Genomic DNA, 18488 nt, shown 5'->3' on the forward strand with positions numbered 1-18488 from the left:
TTACTTAATACTTGTGCTTACTCCCAGTTCATTGAGTGCTTTCTTTGCCGCTTTCTGTTCTGCATCTTTCTTGGAATGTCCTAACCCGACTCCCATTTCTTTGCCGTTAATTTTTACCGCAACTTTAAATTTACGGTCATTATCAGGACCATCTTCACTAACTAGTTCATAGTCTAAATCGACTGGGCCATTTTCTTGAACAACTTCCTGTAATTCAGTTTTATGATCAAAGAATTCGTCAAACCAACCCTCATCAAGCTTAGGGAAAATCACAATCTGACAAAAATTCCTCACCGTTTCTATTCCTTGATCGAGATACACCGCTCCAATAAATGATTCAAAAATATCACATAAAAGTGAGTCACGTTGTCTGGCATTCGCCTTTTCTTCACCTTTGCCGAGTCGGATATACTTGTCAAAATGACATTCACGGGCGAAACGACTAAAGCTATGCTCATTAACCATCGCAGCCCTTAATCTAGTCAGTCGACCTTGTGGTAATTCAGGAAAACGTCTAAAGATGTAGTCTGAAACCACTAATTGATAGACAGCATCCCCTAAAAACTCCAGACGTTCATAAAATTTTAATCCTTGACCGGGATGCTCGTTCACGTATGATGCTTGGGTCATTGCTTCATCTAAAAGTGCTTCATCGTTAAACTTAATATTAAACTTGTCTTTTAACAAGTCATCAAACTGCTTTTGCAATTCTATTTCCTCCAAAGGTAACATTTTTTCTTTTAATTATATCATTAATGCCTAAATTACGATAATTGCATAATAAAAAATGACCCGTCATAACAACGAATCATCTATTTCTTTGCAATGTGTTTTTTCGTTTTTGGATCAATATCTCGCATAATTACATTCACTAGATCGCCGACATCACTGATATTCTCAGTATTTTCACTGGTGAAAACATCGCCAAACTCATCCTCTAATTCAACGATAAATCCCGCCATATCAATAAAATCAGCGCCTAAATCATTAGTAAAGTTTAAGTCATTCGTTACCTTATCAACCGGAACCTTAAAACGACTTGAGGTGATTTCTGCTACTTTTTTAAATACTGTTTCTCTATCCATCAGTGATCCCTCCTACTGCTCACTATTTTTAATACTATCCATTTCATCAGTATGATTAGAAAAATAATCTTTCACTGAATCAACAAAATTAGAATTAATAATTTGCTGAATTTGAAGTATCGTATTTCTAATTGTCTTAGCCTTACTGCTACCGTGGCTCTTCACCACTGGGGCCTTTAATCCAAGCAGAACGGCACCCCCGTACTTAGTGTAATCCATCTTGTGGGCAATCTTTCTTAAAGTATCCTTGAGTAATAAAGCACCCACTTTGGACTTCACTCCACCATTTATAATGCCGTCTTTCAACATATTAATCATTGACAATGCAGTTCCTTCAATACTCTTTAAAACCGCATTACCGGTAAAGCCATCGGTTACCGCTACATCGGTAACTCCATCCAGCAACCCTCGTGATTCGATGTTACCAATAAAATTAATGTCATCATTTTTTCTTAAAGCACGATACATTTTTTGATGAATCTTATTTCCTTTGTCAGACTCGGTGCCATTATTAATCAACCCAACCCGTGGATTTTTAATCTTTAAGACTCTTTCAGCATAATACTTACCTAGTAGTGCATACTGATAAACGTTAACAACCTTAGCATCAGCATTTGCTCCACAATCAATTAACGTGAAACCAGTATCGTTATCAATTACTGGTAAAGTAGTAACCAGTCCCGGACGATCAATTCCTTTGATTCTACCGATTATCAATAAACCAGCAACTAGAATGGCACCAGTATTTCCACAGGAATAAAATGCATCAGCTGTTCCATCTTTAACAGCTCGAGCAGCCATTACCAGACTTGATCCCTTTTTTTCTTTTACTGCTTTAACGGGTTCATCTTCCATTTTAATAACTTCATCTGATTGAATCACTTTGATATTTTCTTTGTTATTTAACAACGAATTGATTTTATCAGAATCACCAAAGAGTTGAAACTCCACGTGATCCATTTCATCACGAGCAAGCTCAATCCCTCTGACAATTTCATCAGGTGCATTATCGCCACCCATTGCATCAACAGCAATTTTTATCATTATAGGCAAAGCTCCTTAATCAAACTTAACATCTTGATTTAAAGATTTAAGTCTTTTTACTAACTTTCGATTTTGCGGTTCCTGTTCCCAGTTAACATCATCAACAATTTCTTTTGCAACGGTCTGCGCTGTGCTCAAAATATTAATGTCAGCAACTGGATCTCCAACTTTAAAGGTTGGCATTCCAGACTGATTTTTACCGAGAATGTCCCCAGGACCTCTTAATTCTAAATCTTTTTGTGAAATAAAGAAACCATCAGTTGATGAACACATCACATTCATTCGTTTTCTACCAGTTTCATTTTTAGGATCAGCAATTAAAATACAATAAGCTTGCTGGTCCCCTCGCCCCACACGACCCCGAAGTTGATGTAGTTGAGCCAACCCAAAATGGTCAGCATCATAAATCACAATGGTACTTGCGTTGGAAACATCAACTCCGACTTCAATTACGGTTGTAGAAACTAGAACTTGTACCTTATTAGTCTTAAAAGCATCCATTACTTTATTTTTGTCTTCATCACTCATTTGACCATGGAGTAAGCCAACCGTGCATTTATCACCAAGTTCTTGCTGAAAGTTTTGGTATGTATCAGTCACGTTTCTCATATCCACTGCTTCAGATTCACCGATAAGGGGGACTACCACGTAAACTTGTTCTCCATGATTTAAGCGCTTTTTGACAAAATTAAGCATTGCATCAATCTGTTGATTCTTAATCCAAGCCGTTTTAATTGGTTTTCTACCACCTGGCAACTCATCAATTACCGAGACATCCATTTCACCATACGCTGTGATCGATAGAGTTCGTGGAATAGGCGTAGCGGTCATCGATAACACGTTCGTTGATTTACCCTTTTCTCGCATGGCCTTTCTTTGATTAACTCCAAACCGATGCTGCTCATCAATGACAGCTAATCCTAAATTATGGTATTTAACCTCTTTTTGAAACAATGCATGAGTACCCACCACCAAGTTAATCTCGCCACTTTCAATACGGGGTAAAAGTTCATTTCGAGCCGCTCTAGAAGTATCACCAGTCAGTAGTCCAATGTTAACACTAGTATCCTTAAAAAGCTCAGCAAGTCCGTCAGCATGTTGTTCGGCTAAAATTTCAGTGGGAGCCATTATTACGGCTTGTTTCCCAGAAAGAACCGCAGCATAAATTGCGATAGCCGCTACAACCGTTTTTCCGCTCCCAACATCTCCCTGTAAAAGCCGATTCATCTGATATGGACGCTTTAGATCAGATAAAATTTCTGAAATAACCTTTTTTTGTGCCAGGGTCAATTCGTACGGAAGAGAACTCACAAACGTCTGTAATTTAGCACGATTAATGGTTATCGCAGAATTAGGGGCCTGATTTTTCTGATGTTTTAAAGTTTGCATTCGCATTTGAAACAAGAAAAATTCATCAAACTTTGCGGTTCTACGTGCGAGTGCTGCTGCTCTTTGATTTTTTGGAAAGTGCATGTTAAAAATGACATTTTTTAAATTTTCTAATTTATACTTTTTTAAAACCCAATTGGGGATGAAATCTTCAATTTGACCTTGGTACTGATCATAGGCTTCGGTTACCAATTGGCGAATGGTATTCTGGGTAATCTTATGGTTAGCGGGATAAATTGAACCAAATTTTTCGCCATCACCAGCTTTCAAAATTTTAATTCCGGCCATCGATTTTTTATTTGCATCAAACTTTCCGTAAATCAAAATTTCATCCCCGGCTTCAACCTGTTTCTTTAGCCACGGCTGATTAAAAAAGGACACCGGAATCACATCATTACCAACTAGTAACTTAATAGTTAAACGACTTCTACGTCTTCCAAAAAAATTAACCGTTGGATTGATAGCAACCTTACCCTTCAGAGTGACCACCTGCTGATCAGAAATTTCAGAAAGATCTTTAGTTCGAAAATCTTCATAACGAAATGGAAAGTATGTCAGTAAATCATAAATGGTCACAATCCCCAAATCATTTAGAGCTTCAACTTTTTTGGGACCGACTCCTCTAAGCGTTTCCACATGGTCATCTAACCCACTCATCAAATTCACCTCCTAAAAAGACTGTTAATCCACAAGGACTAGCAGTCTTATTAAGTATCTATCTATATAATATTACCTATTCAACGGAAATAATCAACGGATAAACTGGTTGATCCCCCTCATGAGTCTCAACTTCTAATTCATCGTCCACTGATAAGGCAGCATTCGAAACTTTATCAGCATCATCCTGATCAGCGTCTTTTCCAAAAATAATCGTAACGTTTTCGCTATCATCATCTAACATTTTTTTCAGCATCTTAATAGCTGCATCATCTAAAGAAGAACCAAGGACCTGAATGTCTCCATCAATAATTCCCATGTAACTACCCTTTTTAATGTCCATTCCATTAATCTTTGTATCACGAACAGCAGTCGTCACTTGGCCACTTTTAACGGTATCTAAAGAGTCGTCCATCTGGGTTTGGTTTTCTTTAAAAGTATTATCAGGATCAAATGAGAACATCGCGGTTAATCCTTGTGGGATTGTCTTGGTGTGGACAACTTCCATCGGAATGTCTGTGATTCCCTGGGCTTGCTCTGCCGATAGGAAAATATTCTTATTGTTAGGGAGAACGATCGCTTTTTTAGCATTACTGTTATTAACAGCGTCAACAATATCTTGCGTACTAGGGTTCATCGTTTGTCCACCACTAATGATGTTAGTTACTCCTAAGCTCTTAAAGAGCTTCTCTAAACCTGCTCCCGCAACCACCGCAATAATTGCTAAGTCACGCGGCTTTTTATGCTCTTTTTCTTCCTTTAAATCATCGGTCTTTTGAGCTTTTTCATCGCTTTCCATGATTGATTCTTGTTGCAGTCGCATGTTATCAACTTTAACGGTTGCTAAGTCACCAAATTGTTGTCCCCACGACAAGACCTTGCCAGGATGCTCCGTGTGAACGTGAACGCGAACCACTTCATCATCATTAATAACCAAAAGCGAGTCCCCTAATTTCGCCAGATAGTTATAAAAAGTATCGTAGTCGAATTTCTGGGTAACCTGCTTTCCCTTCCCAATTCGCACCATAATTTGGGTACAATACCCATAAACAATGTCTGCTGGGTTTAATTTACCTTGAGCACTCTTATGATGCTCAACATCAATCATTTCGTTCATTTCTTCAGAATTAGGTTGATGTTCACCTTTGTCTTCAATCTTTCGACCATTTAAAACATCATCAAAAGCTTGAAAAACAAATACCAATCCTTGTCCACCAGAATCCACCACTCCCACTTGCTTTAATACTGGGAGAAGATCTGGAGTTTTTTTAAGAGCTTTCTCAGAAGCATCAAGAATTGAGTCCATTACCTTTATAACATCATCAGTATCTGAAGCAGTATTTTCACCAGCTTTAGCAGCTAGTCTAACTACCGTCAAGATGGTCCCTTCAGTGGGCTTCATGACCGAACTATAAGCAGTCTTAGCTCCAGCGATAATAGCATCTGCAAATTCTTGAGCATCAAGATCCTTTTTACCTTCAACGTTTTTTGCAAAACCACGGAAAATCTGAGACATAATGACACCAGAGTTACCTCGAGCTCCCATTAATAGCCCCTTAGCAAGTGCAGAAGCTTTACCGCCAATCGTATCATCATTTGATTTATCGACGTAACTTTCCCCACTTGATAATGACAAACTCATGTTCGTTCCAGTGTCTCCGTCTGGAACTGGGAAAACATTTAACGAATTAATAAAATCCGTATTATTATTAAGAACGACCGCGGCGGCTTGAACCATTTGGTCGAACTCTTTAGTAGTAATCTTAGTTAATGACACTATTATCAAATCCTCCTTATACTCAAACCACTAGTCGTTAATAACCTTAACACCCTGAACAATTACGTTTACTGAATCCGAATTAATCCCTAACATCGATTCCAAATTATATTTAACTTTTGACTGAACATTACGAGAAACTTCAGAGATCTTGGTTCCATAACTCACAATGACGTTGACGTCAACTTGAACTTTCTTGTTAACTTCTCTGACAACTACTCCTTTTGAGTAACTATCCTTTCGAAGAATTTCATTCATATTATCTTTAAATTGGTTTTTGCTAGCCATGCCAACAACTCCATAATTATCAGTTGCGGCACCGCCGACTACTGTAGCAATTACATCATTATCAATATCAATTGATCCATATTGAGTGTTTAACTTTACAGCCATCGTTTGCATCCCCCTTATCCTTTCGAGCTCATAACGATATCTAATGTTACCACACCCCATTATAAAACAAAAATATGAATCATGGTGTCAAGGACATTTACTTGAAAGAAACTTTGCATTTATGACGGTATTATGGTAAGTTATTTAGGTGAACTATTGAATATAAAAGAATTCCAAAGTAAGGAGGGATATTATGGCTAAGGATCAAATTAATGGTAAGAGAACTCATTTCGGCAATCGTCGTTCTCACGCTTTAAACTCATCAAGAAGAAGTTGGAAGCCAAACCTACAAAAGGTACGCATCTTAGTTGATGGTAAGCCCAAACGTGTTTGGGTTAGTGCCAGAACTTTAAAATCTGGTAAGATTACCAGAGTATAATCATTATTATTTTAATTAATTAATTAAAAAACAGTACAACCATTGAATGGTTGTACTGTTTTTTAGTCTCGGCTTTGAATCACCATCAATACTCCTTCATCAAAAACAAACGAAGCACTATCTCCAATAAATTCATTACTTGAATAAGAAGTTGGATACCCCACCCAATGATGATTTAATTGATATCTTTCATCATTGAGCGTTAAATGCATTGGTAACAGCGGACAAAAGTCTAAATATTTCATTCCAGTGATTTTCTTAATATGATACGACCCACTTAGAAAGTATCGGATTACATTTTGACTATCAATGAGTCTCAGCCTTGAAAGATAGGGTTTAATATTTGGCTTTAAGACCATCAAAAAATTGGTCAGCAAGTGATCAAGACGCCCGCCTGAAAAGCCATAAATATCGATCTCATTCTTAGGAAAATACTTGCCAGCGGTCCTGATACCCAATTCAGTATCAGTCTCATCCTTTACCGGATCAACCCGAATAACGTGCTTGGCTTTTTGTAATATTATTTTAAATTCCGAATCTGAAACCGAATCGAAGTCACCAACAGCGTATTCAGGAATAATGCCCAATTTGATTAGTCGTAAACTTCCTCGATCAACCCCAATGAAGGGACCCTTTATTTTTTTAGTCTTTAAGTTAGATGGCCATAACTCAATTGGTCCCCCAACAACGACATTTACCTTATTCATAACTAAAAATTAGTAGCGTTCTTAAGAGCCTGAATACGAGCAGCAGGATCTTCTGCATCAAAAACATATGAGCCAGCTACAGCGACGTTTGCACCAGCTTTATAGGCGTCAACCACCGTCTTATTGTTAACTCCACCATCAATTTCAATGTCATAGGAATATGAATCATTTTCTTCACGTAATTTATTTAATTCTCTAACCTTACTAATCGTTTCAGGAATAAACTTTTGACCACCAAATCCGGGATTAACAGTCATCACAAGAACTTGATCAACCATGTACAAGACTGGCTTAATCATCTCCACTGGGGTTCCCGGATTAATTACCACTTCAGCTTTAACGTTTTTATCTTTAATCATTTGAAGAGCACGATGAATATGGGGAGTTGATTCAACATGAACCCCAATAATATCTGCGTTAGCATCAGCAAAAGTATCAATATATCTTTCAGGATTCTCAATCATTAAATGACAGTCAAGTGTTAATCCAGTAATGGGGCGAATCTCTTTGACCCAGCCTGGACCATAGGCAATCGCTGGAACAAACATCCCATCCATAACATCGATATGTAGTAATTCCGCACCACCCTTATCGACCTTTTCAATGTCTTTTTGTAGGTTTACGTAATCCGCACTTAAAATTGAAGGAGCAACTTTAATCATGTTTAATTTCCTCTTTTCTTATTATAAATTGGCTTTTGTGCTTTTAATAAATGATATTCTTGCAGATAATCATCATACCTGCTCGATAGAATTGTACCACTTTCAACCCCAGCTTTCACGGCACAACCAGGTTCATTAACATGCAGACATTCACGAAACTTACAGTTGGGTGAAGCACGTACAAATTCCGGAAAATAATTTTTTAATTCATTTGACTTAATTTCCAAAGTATCAAAAGAAGAGAAGCCTGGTGTGTCAGCAATCAAGCCGCCATTTACCGTTAGTAAAGACACCTTCCTAGTGGTATGCTTCCCTCGACTTAAAGACTTAGATACGACTCCAGTTTTAAGCTTTAACTTAGGGTCAATTTCGTTAAGCAGTGTTGATTTTCCTGACCCAGTCTGACCCATTACGATTGATTGTTTGTGAGGAAGTAACTTCGAAACATCGCTCACTGCATTTACATCATCTTTTTTATCAGGCAACACAACTTCATAACCAATTTTCCTATAATCAGCCGCAACCGTTTTAAAAAAATCAACCTGCACTTTTGACGTTAACAAGTCAGTCTTACTAAGATAAATAATTGGGATAATCTTCTGCTTTTCGAGGGCCACAAGTTGCTTATCTAATAGTGAGAAAGAAAAAGCAGGTTCAATGGCTGAATTAACTACAATTGCTTGATCAGTATTAGCAACTGGTGGTCTAACTAATTGATTAAACCGTGGTAAAACCCTTAAAATGTATCCCTCGTTCACATTAGTTTCATCAAACTCAACCAGGTCGCCAACGATGGGTTTAATATTTCTTTTTCTAAAGTTCCCTCGTGCTCTCGTCCGGTACATTTTTTCATCGGACTCAACGTCATAGAACCCACTCAAAGATTGATAAATCTTGCCTTTTCTCACATTAATCTCCTATTGAATCCTCTGAAAGCCCGCGATAAAGAAGCCATCAGAATCATAGTCGTCTGGATAAATTTTTAAAGCATCTGTATCACGATTTGGCTTTAGGTCTTTTCTTGTCTTAACCCAAACCGGTTTAAAGTTTTGGTGCTGATCTAAAAACCTGCCGACATTCTCACTATTTTCTTGATTCATGATGGTACATGTACTAAATACCAACTGTCCGCCCACTTTGAGTGTTGGTGCCACAGCATTCAAAATTTCAGTTTGAATCTTTACAAGATGTAAAACGTCATCAAGTGTCTTATCGTATCTAATCTCTGGTTTACGCCTCATCAATCCAAGTCCCGAACAGGGAGCATCAACCAGGATTTTATCAAAAGTACTTTCACCAAATAATTCAGAAACATTACGAGCGTCAATGGCATGAACTTCAATATTATCTTTCACACCCATTCGGGCTGCATTTTGCTCAATTTTGGTTAATTTTTTGAGGTGCAGATCTAAAGCTTCAACCTTACCAGTAGTCAAATATTCAGCAATTTGCGTGGTTTTACCACCAGGAGCCGCACAAGCATCTAGTACATAGTCATCATTTCTAATGTCCATGGATTGAACTGGCAACATGGCACTTTCGTCCTGAATCGTAAACAAACCCTCTTTAAACAGAGGACTACCACTAGCACTTTTACCGGATAAGATAAGCGCATGATCAGCTACTTCACTACTCTTAACCTCATATCCCTCTTGGAAAAATTTCTTCTTTAAGTCATCATCAGAAATCTTACGATGGTTCACCCGGACTGATTGCTTAGCTGGCTGATTAATACTTTTAAGTATATCAACCGTCTTATCCATACCAAGTTGCTCATTAAGTTGCTTTACAATCCACAGCGGAACACTATAAAAGATTGAGTCGTAAGTGGCAGTGTCTTTAATTTTATCAATTGGAGGCAATCCATTTCGTTGGATGTAGTGAAGGACTCCGGTAACAAGTCGTCTAATACCATCATGCCCACGCTTTTTGGCAATCTTAATTGATTCATCAAAAATCGCACGATCTGGTATTTTGTCTAAATACTGCATTTGATAAATTGCCGTATACAGTAATTCTTTGACCCAACCATCAAGTTTGTCAGATCTTTTTACTAAATGGTCAACATAATAAGCTAACGTTAACCGGTGCTGAATCACACCATAAACGATATTAGTATACAGAGAAATATCTTTGGGACTCATCGTGCTAGAATCGATCACATTGTTGATTTGAAGATTAGAATATGCACCGCCATGAACACGCTCTAGTGTTCTTACGGCTAAGTATCGTGGATTACTTGAGTTATTTTCTGTCAATAAATTGATCTCCAATTTCTAATTTCTGGTTGCCGTTCAAATATTCGGTAATTGATTTTTTTGACTTCCCAGACGGTTGAATTTCTTCAATTCCCAAAACCGTTCCGTTCCCAGCAGCAATTTTTAAATGGTGTTTATCTTTACTAACCACCTGACCAGGATCTAAATCAGTCTGCTCATCAATAACCGTTGTTTTCCAAATCTTATTTGGTTTCCCATTTACCATTGCAAATGCGGTCGGATCGGGTCTTAACGCTCTGACTTTTGCATCAACCAAACTAGCAGGTTGAGAAAAATCTAACTCTTCTTGTTCTCGCTTAATGTTTGGCGAAAACACAACTTGCTCTTCATCCTGTTTTTGGGAATGTGCAGTTCCATTAATAACTTCTTTTAAAGTCTTTAAGAGAAGGTCACGTCCCACTAAACTCAACTTTTTAAACATACTATCAGTATCGTCGGTGTTTTCAATCTTAACAGGTTGTTGAGCTAAAACATCACCAGCATCCATCTTTTTGACCATGTACATGATCGAAATTCCGGTTTCTTTATCTCCGTTCATAATGGCATATTGAACCGGAGCCCCACCACGATATTTCGGCAGTAAAGATCCATGAACATTGATATCCGCAATTTGCGCTGCTTCAAGCAATTTAGTCGGCAAAAATTGGCCAAATGCAGCAGTTATAATAAAATCTGGCTTCATTTGAATAATTTCTTCCATTTCGGGACTTCCACCTAATTTTTGCGGTTGTAGTACCGGTAACCCCAAATCTTGACTAGCTTTCTTAACCGGTGATTCTTCAATTTGATGTTTTCGCCCAACCGGTCGATCTGGCTGGGTTACCACTGCCAACACTTTGTAGTTCTGATTTAAAGCTTTTAGGATTGGAACACTAAATTCAGGCGTTCCCATAAATACAATTGATTTCATAATAATTCACCTACATAAAACTGACTGGTTCTGGATCAATCCCGATCCGTAAACCCTTTCTAACTTCTTTTTGTGATATTTGTAAAATATGCTTTAAGCTTTCATTGAGCTTTAAGTCACGTTTGTACTTAATAATGATTTGGAAATAATAACGTTTTTTCATTCGAGCAATCGGCCTAGGGGTTGGCCCCAAAATAATGGTAGTTTGATCAAGCGACTTTTTAAGATAATTAGCAACCTCATAAGATTCATTAGCCGCCTGCCTCTCATTTAGTGAACTAATTGAAACTTTAATGGTAAAGAAGTATGGAGAATAATCAGCTAAATGTCTTAAATGCATTTCTTTTTGATAAAATGCTTCATAATCCTGGTCTTTAGCCAATTGAATCACATAATTATCTGGATTATAGGTCTGAATAATGACTTCTCCATCCTTATCAGCTCGTCCAGCTCGTCCGGAAACTTGAGTTAATAAATCAAACGTTCGTTCACTAGAACGAAAATCAGGTAAATCCAATCCAGTATCAGCATTTAATACCCCCACCAAAGTTACATTCGGAAAATCCAGTCCCTTAGCAATCATCTGCGTTCCTAGTAAAACATCAGCATGATGTTCACCAAATTCACGAAGTAACTTCTCATGAGAACCCTTTTTCCGGGTTGTATCGACATCCATTCTGATTACTCGCGCTTTTGAAATGAGTTCATGTAATTGTCGCTCTACCCTTTCAGTTCCAGTACCAAAGTAACGAATATTTTTACTGTGACAGTTGGGACAATACTTAGGAATTGGTTCCTCAAATCCGCAGTAGTGACACTTCATCGTATGAGAATCCATGTGAAGCGTCAAAGAAATATCACAGTTGGGACACTTTAAAACATAGCCACAATCTCGACACATCAGAAAAGACGAGAATCCCCGACGATTAAGCATTAACACTACTTGTTCGTGCTTTTCAATTGTTTGCTTAATCGCACTAAGTAATTGGTGCGAAAAGATTCCATCATGAGTCTCTTCCTCTCTGGTCATGTCAACAACTGAAACTTCTGGTAAACGCCTTTGATTAATGCGATCGGGAAGGCGTAAAAATCTATAAACTCCCTTTCCGGCACGAGCCCTTGACTCAAGCGAAGGTGTTGCACTCCCAAGTACGACTGGGCAATGATGATAATTGCCACGCCAAATGGCAACATCCCGCGTGTGATAACGCGGATTATCATCCTGCTTGTAACTTGTATCGTGTTCCTCATCAAGAATAATAATCCCAATATCAGAAAGAGGAGCAAAAACTGCTGATCTTGCCCCTACTACTACCTTTGCCTTTCCATTATTAATTCTACGCCACTCATCATACTTTTCCCCAGTTGACAAACCACTATGAATTACAGCAACTTGATTACCAAACCGATTTTTAACTCGATTAACCATCTGGGGGGTTAAAGAAATCTCTGGAACTAACATCAACGCCGTCTCACCTAAATCCAGAGCCTTTTGGATGGATTGAAGATAAACCTCAGTCTTACCTGATCCAGTTACTCCTTCAAGTAGATAGGTTTCATTTCGATGGGCTTCAATGGAACGATCAATTTCACGAACGGCATGTGCTTGATCAACGGTTAACTTTTTTGGTTGATCAATTGTAATATCATGTTTGTACGGATCACGATACTTCTCAACCTGAACTTTTTTTATCCAATTCTTCTTTTCAAAACTATTAATCGCCGAATTAGATATTTTAAGATCATTAACGAGATGGGTCTGAATAATTGGTTGATCAGTATGGTGCTCTAATACAGAAAGTAATTTTAATTGAGAAGTGGCATTCTTACGAAGTTGTTTTTTTGCCTGACCAAAATCACTTAATTGATTTAAAATGGCCGTTTCCGTTTTCTTTTTGGCATCATTTTGAACTTTGTAAATCACTTGGATTTTATTGTTCTTACGTAACTTAGCAAGTTTCCCCATCTCAGTACTATTAAAATGCTCCTTGTCAAACGGAACCATACTCTGGTCCTTAAACTTATCATTAAGCTCTTGATCGGCAAGATTTCCAGTTGCTTTTACATAGGTTGTATATCTTGCCTTCATCGCATTAGGAAGCATGGTCAAAAGACAACTAATTCGAAAAGAATAAGTTGTATCAGCCAACCACTTAGAAAGTTCAATCATTTCGTCGTTCAACACTGGGCTCAAATCCATGGTACTATCAATCTTTTTGAGTTGCTTAAGCTGGTCCGGTTTCTCATCTGTAATATCAACGACAAAACCTTCAACTTTTCTGTTTCCATTCCCAAATGGAACAATGACCCTCATGCCTCGTTTCAGTTGATCTTCTAATCCAGTAGGAATTAAGTATGAATAGGGTACATTTGTTTGCATGGTCGGAACATCAACAATCACTTTTGCAATTTTCAAATTACCCCTTCTTTCCATTCTTGCATATTACAGATTAGCTATAAAAGGTCAACAACGACATTTAACACTTCACTAGCAACTTTTAATTTAGACTCAACTTCTGTCTTTTTGACCAAACCATCCTTTGAGATGATTGAAACCTGATTATCATCACTATTAAAACCAATTAATGAATTGGAAACATCATTTAATACCACTAGGTCTAATTTCTTTTTCATCAACTTTTGCTTAGCATTTTTAAGAGGATCATTGGTCTCGGCCGCAAAACCGACCACCACCTGATTAGGGTTCTTCTGTTGTGCCACTTTTGGAACAATATCATCGTTCTTAATTAGATGGAGATCTAAAGAATCATGGTCTTGATCCTTCTTGATTTTTTGTTTTTCCGCATGAGCAGGTTTAAAATCACTAACTGCAGCAGCCATAATCAAAACCTGATTATCTGAAAATAAGCGTTGTACCTGGTGCTCCAGTTGATCAGCAGAACTAACTTTGATAACTTTCACACCATCTGGAATCTGGCACTGACTGTTGGCACTTACAAGTGTCACTTTAGCCCCCATTTCTTTAGCAACCTCAGCAATTGCATATCCCATCTTTCCTGATGAATTATTTGATAAGTACCTAACCGGATCAATTGGTTCTCTAGTACCACCAGCAGTTACTAGTATATTAACCCCAGAAAGAGGTTGGTCATCATGATCACTTAATTGACTAACCACAAACTGATAAATTTCTTCTGGTTCAGCAAGTCGACCTAGAGCTGAATATCCTTCGGCTAGTGGACCAACTTGTGGCTCAATAAATTCGATACCATCATCTTTTAATCTTTGAAGATTTCTTTGGGTAGCTGGATTTTTTAGCATGACATCATTCATTGCTGGCGCAAAATACTTGGGGCACTCCATGGCTAACATAGTCGTACTTGCAAAATCATCCGCAATCCCATTTGCTGTTTTAGAAATAAAATCAGCGGTAGCAGGGGCAACAATTGCCAAATCGGCCCATTTAGCTAGCCCAATATGATTAATCGTTGTTGAGTCATCAAAATAACTTTGATCATCATAGACATCATTCTTCGATAAAACTTGAAAAGTTAATTTCGAGACAAATCGTTTGGCAAACGGTGTCATTACAACTTTGACACTAGCACCATTCTTTTTTAAAAGTCTCAATAAATAAACTGCCTTATAAGCAGCAACGCTACCAGATACAAATAAGACAATTTGCTTCCCGTTTAACAAAATTATACCCTCCAAAGTATTTCTTATTAATTATACTACACATCCCTTATTATTCATTTAATAAAAAAAGACCCTGTGATGAGATTCATCACAAAAGTCCTTTCTTACTTACTTTTTGGAGCGATGGTTAACACGCCGGCAGCAATTTCTTCCAACGCCATTCCAACTGATTTTACTGACTTATAATGGGAAAGCAGTGGTTTCGCACCTTGATCAAGTTCTTCAGCTCTTTTGCTGGCTAACATAACGAGCGAATATCTTGAATCAACGTGTTGCAATAAATCTTCAAGTGGTGGATAAATAAACATTAAACTTCATCTCCTAATTTATTAAGATAATTTGGCATAACACGGTTTACCTTTAAACGTTCACTTTTAACAATTGTTTTAATTCGGTCTACCGCATTTGAAACCTTATCATTCACAACTGCATAATCATAGTTTTGCATCATTCGGATTTCCTTAGAAGCTTTTTCAATTCGTTTGTTGATAACTTCAATATCATCAGTCCCACGGCCAACCAAACGATCCCTAAGTGAATCAATGTCAGGTGGAGTTAGGAAAATAAAAACTCCATCGGGGCAGTTGGCACGCACCTGCATGGCACCATTAACTTCAATTTCCAGAAAAACATCTCTTCCTGAATCTAATGTCTCGTTTACGTATTGTAACGGGGTGCCATAGTAATTGTCAACATACTTAGCATACTCCAGCATCTTACCATTTTTAATATTCTGTTCAAATTGATCCTTTGAAACAAAGTAATAATCAACCCCGTTAACTTCTCCCTCACGGGGTTTTCTGGTAGTCATCGAGATTGAATACTTGAAATCGACATCAGGCTCATTAAAAAGGGCTTTTCTAACCGTTCCCTTCCCCACTCCACTTGGACCAGAAAGAACAATTAACATTCCTCTTTCACTCACTTAAACCGCTCCTTTTTCGTAACTTCTTTATATATATTATGCAATTTATAAATCAATTAATCAATAAGAGATAAAATGAATGCTATTTAATTTTTTGTCTTTTTTGTTGATTGGCCAAGTTTAAAAGTTCAGAAGCGTGTTCCATGGTTAACTTAGTAACTGTGGTTCCTGCTAACATTCTAGCAAGTTCCTTAACTCGTTGCTCACCTGATAAGGGTTGAACCGAAGTTTCCGTTCGATTATTAGAATCAACATGCTTCGAGATGAAATCATGATTATCAGCCATGGCGGCAACCTGTGGCAGATGGGTGATACACAAAACCTGGGATTTCTTACCAATTGCACTAATTTTATCAGCAATTGCTTGAGCCACTCTTCCCGAAACCCCCGTATCTACCTCGTCAAACACGATTGAAGTTACTCCTTGGACGCGGGAAAAAATCGTTTTAAGAGCTAACATAATTCGAGAAAGTTCACCACCTGAGGCAATTTTGGATAACGGTGCCATGTCCTCACCCGGATTCGTTCGGATGTAAAACTCAACTTCTTCAATTCCATTTCGATTAAAAGTATCTTTAGGTAAATTGGAAAAACGAACTTCGAACTGCGTTTTATCCATGTACAAATCAGATAATTGTTGATGAATTTCAGCCGTTAACTTTTCGGCTTGCTGATGTCTAATATCACTTAACTTTTTCCCAAGTTTATTTAATTCTTTGACGGAAGCATTGAAGCGTTCTTCTAAATTATTGCCACTCTTTTCATCCGTCTCCATATCAGTTAATTCACCAGAGATTTTATCGTAATACTTTAAAATCTGTTTAATCGAATCACCGTATTTTCGTTTTAACTCAAAAATAGTATTTAAGCGTTGCTCAACTTCGTTCAATCGGTCAGGGTCAAACTCCAAATTATCCATCTGATTACTAATCTCTCCAGAAGCATCTTGTAGCGTATAATAAGCATTTTTAACATTCTCAGAAATTGACTTAAACTCATCATCTAACCGTTCTAAATCTTCAAGAGCATTCATGGCATCCCCGATCATATCAATCGGACTAATACTTTCATCACCATTAATATCATTAAAACTTCTTCCTAGACTATCGCTAATGGCTTGAAAATTATTTAAACGATCCCTTTCGGCTATCAGATCTTCTTCTTCGCCATCCGTTAAATCAGCCGTTTCAATTTCATTTACCTGGTACTTAAGCATATCAATGCGTTGAGCCCATTCTTTTTCATTTTTATTTTTATTATTTAATTCTTTCTTTAATTTAAGGTATTTTTCATATTGTTCCTGATAAAGCTTAAGCGTAGGTTTGAGGCTGTCGCCAGCAAATTCATCAAGTAACCCAATGTGCTTATCAGGTTGCATCAGCGCTTGATGTTCATTTTGTCCATAAATATCAACCAAAGTTTCGCCAACTTTTTTTAGCGTATTTGTATTCACCAATATACCATTGATGCGACATACGTTGCGGCCATTACGATATAATTCACGCTGTAAAATTACCGTATCATCATCATGTTCGATCCCAAATTTATCCAACACATGAGCAGTAAGACCATCTTTAGGAATAGCAAACATTCCCTGTAAAATTGATTTGTTCGCACCCTTTCTAATAAAGTGAGACGATCCCCTACCACCAGCAAGTAGACCAACGGCATCAATAATAATCGACTTTCCTGCACCAGTTTCTCCTGACAGAACTGTCATCCCTGAGTAAAAATTAACTTCCAATTGATCAATAATCGCAAAGTCTTTGATTGAAATTTCCTGTAACAACTTCTCACCTTCTTAATTATTTAAACTTTTATAAGCCCGATCCATGACACCATCAACTGCAACATCGTTTCCTACTTCAGGGTCATCAGATGACTTTAGATAAATCAAGAATTCGATATTTCCTTCACCACCCTTGATGGGAGAAAAATCAAGTCCTAAAACAGAAAAACCAGCCTCAGTCGCAAACTGAATGACGTTATTAATCACCTGTTTATGCACGTTTTTGTCCCTTACAATGCCATGCTTACCAACGTTTCCACGACCAGCCTCAAACTGGGGTTTTATTAATGCCACTACTTCCCCATTTTTAGCTAAAATTGATTTTAAGGGCTTTAAAATTAATTTAAGAGAAATAAAAGAAACGTCAATTGAGGCGAAACTAGGTTCTCCACAAGTAAAATCTTCTGGTTTACTGTACCGAAAATTAGTATTCTCCATTACAACAACACGAGGGTCATTTCTAAGCTTCCAAACTAATTGGTTTGTCCCAACATCTAAGGCGTAACTCAATTTAGCTCCATTTTGTAACATTACATCCGTAAACCCCCCGGTGGAGGATCCGATGTCCAAAACGATTCTATCACGAACACTAATATTAAAACTTTTGAGTGCTTTTGCTAATTTTAATCCACCCCGACTGACAAAGGGAAGTGCATTGCCCTTTAAATGCAGCTTGGTTTCAACTGGAATCTTCACCCCAGGCTTATCCATGCGTTGTTCATTTTTTCCAAGTACTTCACCAGCCATGACGGCTCTTTTTGCCCTTTCGCGTGTGTCAAACAATCCTTGCTTGACAAGTAAGACATCAACCCGCTCTTTATCCTTTGCCATT

Annotated in this window: 18 protein-coding genes; 1 reads left to right on the top strand and 17 read right to left on the bottom strand. The window is 37.7% G+C overall.

Translation table 11 applies throughout. From position 1 onward, the window contains the following. The 6 genes from rnc to AC6UD4_RS03305 all read right to left on the bottom strand — a co-directional run bounded on the left by rnc (nt 1) and on the right by AC6UD4_RS03305 (nt 6345). A complete protein-coding gene (rnc, locus tag AC6UD4_RS03280) occupies nt 1–732 on the bottom strand; it encodes a ribonuclease III (protein ID WP_500693716.1) in 732 nt (243 codons plus the stop codon). Between the two features lie 80 nt (nt 733–812). Continuing rightward, nucleotides 813–1085 carry an acyl carrier protein gene (locus AC6UD4_RS03285; RefSeq protein ID WP_500693715.1) on the bottom strand — a complete coding sequence of 91 codons (273 nt, stop codon included), beginning with the start codon at nt 1083–1085 and terminating at the stop codon, nt 813–815. Nucleotides 1086–1097: 12 nt separating this feature from the next. Next, nucleotides 1098–2129: a phosphate acyltransferase PlsX gene (gene plsX, locus AC6UD4_RS03290; RefSeq protein ID WP_500693714.1), complete on the bottom strand. Its 1032-nt coding sequence runs from the start codon at nt 2127–2129 to the stop codon at nt 1098–1100. A 15-nt stretch (nt 2130–2144) separates the two neighbouring features. Further along, entirely contained in the window at nt 2145–4175 is a 2031-nt protein-coding gene (gene recG, locus AC6UD4_RS03295) for an ATP-dependent DNA helicase RecG (protein WP_500693713.1), read from the bottom strand. Nucleotides 4176–4251: 76 nt separating this feature from the next. Beyond that, nucleotides 4252–5952 (bottom strand): DAK2 domain-containing protein, encoded by a 1701-nt coding sequence (locus tag AC6UD4_RS03300; protein ID WP_500693712.1) that lies wholly within the window; start codon nt 5950–5952, stop codon nt 4252–4254. A 30-nt stretch (nt 5953–5982) separates the two neighbouring features. After that, complete coding sequence (locus AC6UD4_RS03305) at nt 5983–6345, bottom strand: Asp23/Gls24 family envelope stress response protein (protein ID WP_500693711.1); 363 nt, start codon at nt 6343–6345, stop codon at nt 5983–5985. 193 nt (nt 6346–6538) lie between these two features. On the opposite strand from AC6UD4_RS03305, the gene rpmB reads away from it, so the two are divergent. After that, nucleotides 6539–6724, top strand: coding sequence for a 50S ribosomal protein L28 (gene rpmB, locus AC6UD4_RS03310; protein WP_500693710.1), 186 nt, complete (start codon nt 6539–6541; stop codon nt 6722–6724). A gap of 62 nt (nt 6725–6786) precedes the next feature. Here rpmB and AC6UD4_RS03315 read toward each other — a convergent pair whose 3' ends face one another. The 11 genes from AC6UD4_RS03315 to AC6UD4_RS03365 all read right to left on the bottom strand — a co-directional run bounded on the left by AC6UD4_RS03315 (nt 6787) and on the right by AC6UD4_RS03365 (nt 18487). Beyond that, nucleotides 6787–7431 carry a thiamine diphosphokinase gene (locus AC6UD4_RS03315; RefSeq protein WP_500693709.1) on the bottom strand — a complete coding sequence of 215 codons (645 nt, stop codon included), beginning with the start codon at nt 7429–7431 and terminating at the stop codon, nt 6787–6789. Nucleotides 7432–7433: 2 nt separating this feature from the next. After that, complete coding sequence (gene rpe, locus AC6UD4_RS03320) at nt 7434–8093, bottom strand: ribulose-phosphate 3-epimerase (protein ID WP_500693708.1); 660 nt, start codon at nt 8091–8093, stop codon at nt 7434–7436. Nucleotides 8094–8095: 2 nt separating this feature from the next. After that, entirely contained in the window at nt 8096–9001 is a 906-nt protein-coding gene (gene rsgA / locus AC6UD4_RS03325; protein ID WP_500693707.1) for a ribosome small subunit-dependent GTPase A, read from the bottom strand. A 9-nt stretch (nt 9002–9010) separates the two neighbouring features. After that, nucleotides 9011–10351: a 16S rRNA (cytosine(967)-C(5))-methyltransferase RsmB gene (rsmB, locus tag AC6UD4_RS03330; protein WP_500693706.1), complete on the bottom strand. Its 1341-nt coding sequence runs from the start codon at nt 10349–10351 to the stop codon at nt 9011–9013. Continuing rightward, nucleotides 10338–11282: a methionyl-tRNA formyltransferase gene (fmt, locus tag AC6UD4_RS03335; protein WP_500693705.1), complete on the bottom strand. Its 945-nt coding sequence runs from the start codon at nt 11280–11282 to the stop codon at nt 10338–10340. The genes rsmB and fmt overlap by 14 nt, the downstream gene beginning before the upstream one ends. Nucleotides 11283–11292: 10 nt before the next feature. Next, nucleotides 11293–13716, bottom strand: coding sequence for a primosomal protein N' (priA, locus tag AC6UD4_RS03340; RefSeq protein WP_500693704.1), 2424 nt, complete (start codon nt 13714–13716; stop codon nt 11293–11295). Between the two features lie 20 nt (nt 13717–13736). After that, entirely contained in the window at nt 13737–14942 is a 1206-nt protein-coding gene (coaBC, locus tag AC6UD4_RS03345) for a bifunctional phosphopantothenoylcysteine decarboxylase/phosphopantothenate--cysteine ligase CoaBC (RefSeq protein WP_500709629.1), read from the bottom strand. 104 nt (nt 14943–15046) lie between these two features. Next, complete coding sequence (gene rpoZ, locus AC6UD4_RS03350; RefSeq protein ID WP_500693702.1) at nt 15047–15250, bottom strand: DNA-directed RNA polymerase subunit omega; 204 nt, start codon at nt 15248–15250, stop codon at nt 15047–15049. After that, nucleotides 15250–15867: a guanylate kinase gene (gmk, locus tag AC6UD4_RS03355; protein WP_500693701.1), complete on the bottom strand. Its 618-nt coding sequence runs from the start codon at nt 15865–15867 to the stop codon at nt 15250–15252. The genes rpoZ and gmk overlap by 1 nt, the downstream gene beginning before the upstream one ends. Before the next feature lie 82 nt (nt 15868–15949). Further along, nucleotides 15950–17656 carry a DNA repair protein RecN gene (gene recN, locus AC6UD4_RS03360; RefSeq protein ID WP_500693700.1) on the bottom strand — a complete coding sequence of 569 codons (1707 nt, stop codon included), beginning with the start codon at nt 17654–17656 and terminating at the stop codon, nt 15950–15952. A 12-nt stretch (nt 17657–17668) separates the two neighbouring features. Then, on the bottom strand, nt 17669–18487 hold the full coding sequence (locus tag AC6UD4_RS03365; RefSeq protein WP_500693699.1) for a TlyA family RNA methyltransferase: 819 nt from the start codon (nt 18485–18487) through the stop codon (nt 17669–17671). Nucleotide 18488: the final 1 nt, after the last annotated feature.

This window comes from Fructilactobacillus sp. X3R5C2 (assembly GCF_059901175.1).

What these genes read in the sequence shown, in the direction of transcription:
- rnc (WP_500693716.1), bottom strand. Translation starts at nt 732, where the DNA reads ATGTTACCTTTGGAGGAAATAGAATTGCAAAAGCAGTTTGATGACTTG.
- AC6UD4_RS03285 (WP_500693715.1), bottom strand. Translation starts at nt 1,085, where the DNA reads ATGGATAGAGAAACAGTATTTAAAAAAGTAGCAGAAATCACCTCAAGT.
- plsX (WP_500693714.1), bottom strand. Translation starts at nt 2,129, where the DNA reads ATGATAAAAATTGCTGTTGATGCAATGGGTGGCGATAATGCACCTGAT.
- recG (WP_500693713.1), bottom strand. Translation starts at nt 4,175, where the DNA reads ATGAGTGGGTTAGATGACCATGTGGAAACGCTTAGAGGAGTCGGTCCC.
- AC6UD4_RS03305 (WP_500693711.1), bottom strand. Translation starts at nt 6,345, where the DNA reads ATGGCTGTAAAGTTAAACACTCAATATGGATCAATTGATATTGATAAT.
- rpmB (WP_500693710.1), top strand. Translation starts at nt 6,539, where the DNA reads ATGGCTAAGGATCAAATTAATGGTAAGAGAACTCATTTCGGCAATCGT.
- AC6UD4_RS03315 (WP_500693709.1), bottom strand. Translation starts at nt 7,431, where the DNA reads ATGAATAAGGTAAATGTCGTTGTTGGGGGACCAATTGAGTTATGGCCA.
- rpe (WP_500693708.1), bottom strand. Translation starts at nt 8,093, where the DNA reads ATGATTAAAGTTGCTCCTTCAATTTTAAGTGCGGATTACGTAAACCTA.
- fmt (WP_500693705.1), bottom strand. Translation starts at nt 11,282, where the DNA reads ATGAAATCAATTGTATTTATGGGAACGCCTGAATTTAGTGTTCCAATC.
- priA (WP_500693704.1), bottom strand. Translation starts at nt 13,716, where the DNA reads ATGGAAAGAAGGGGTAATTTGAAAATTGCAAAAGTGATTGTTGATGTT.
- rpoZ (WP_500693702.1), bottom strand. Translation starts at nt 15,250, where the DNA reads ATGTTTATTTATCCACCACTTGAAGATTTATTGCAACACGTTGATTCA.
- AC6UD4_RS03365 (WP_500693699.1), bottom strand. Translation starts at nt 18,487, where the DNA reads ATGGCAAAGGATAAAGAGCGGGTTGATGTCTTACTTGTCAAGCAAGGA.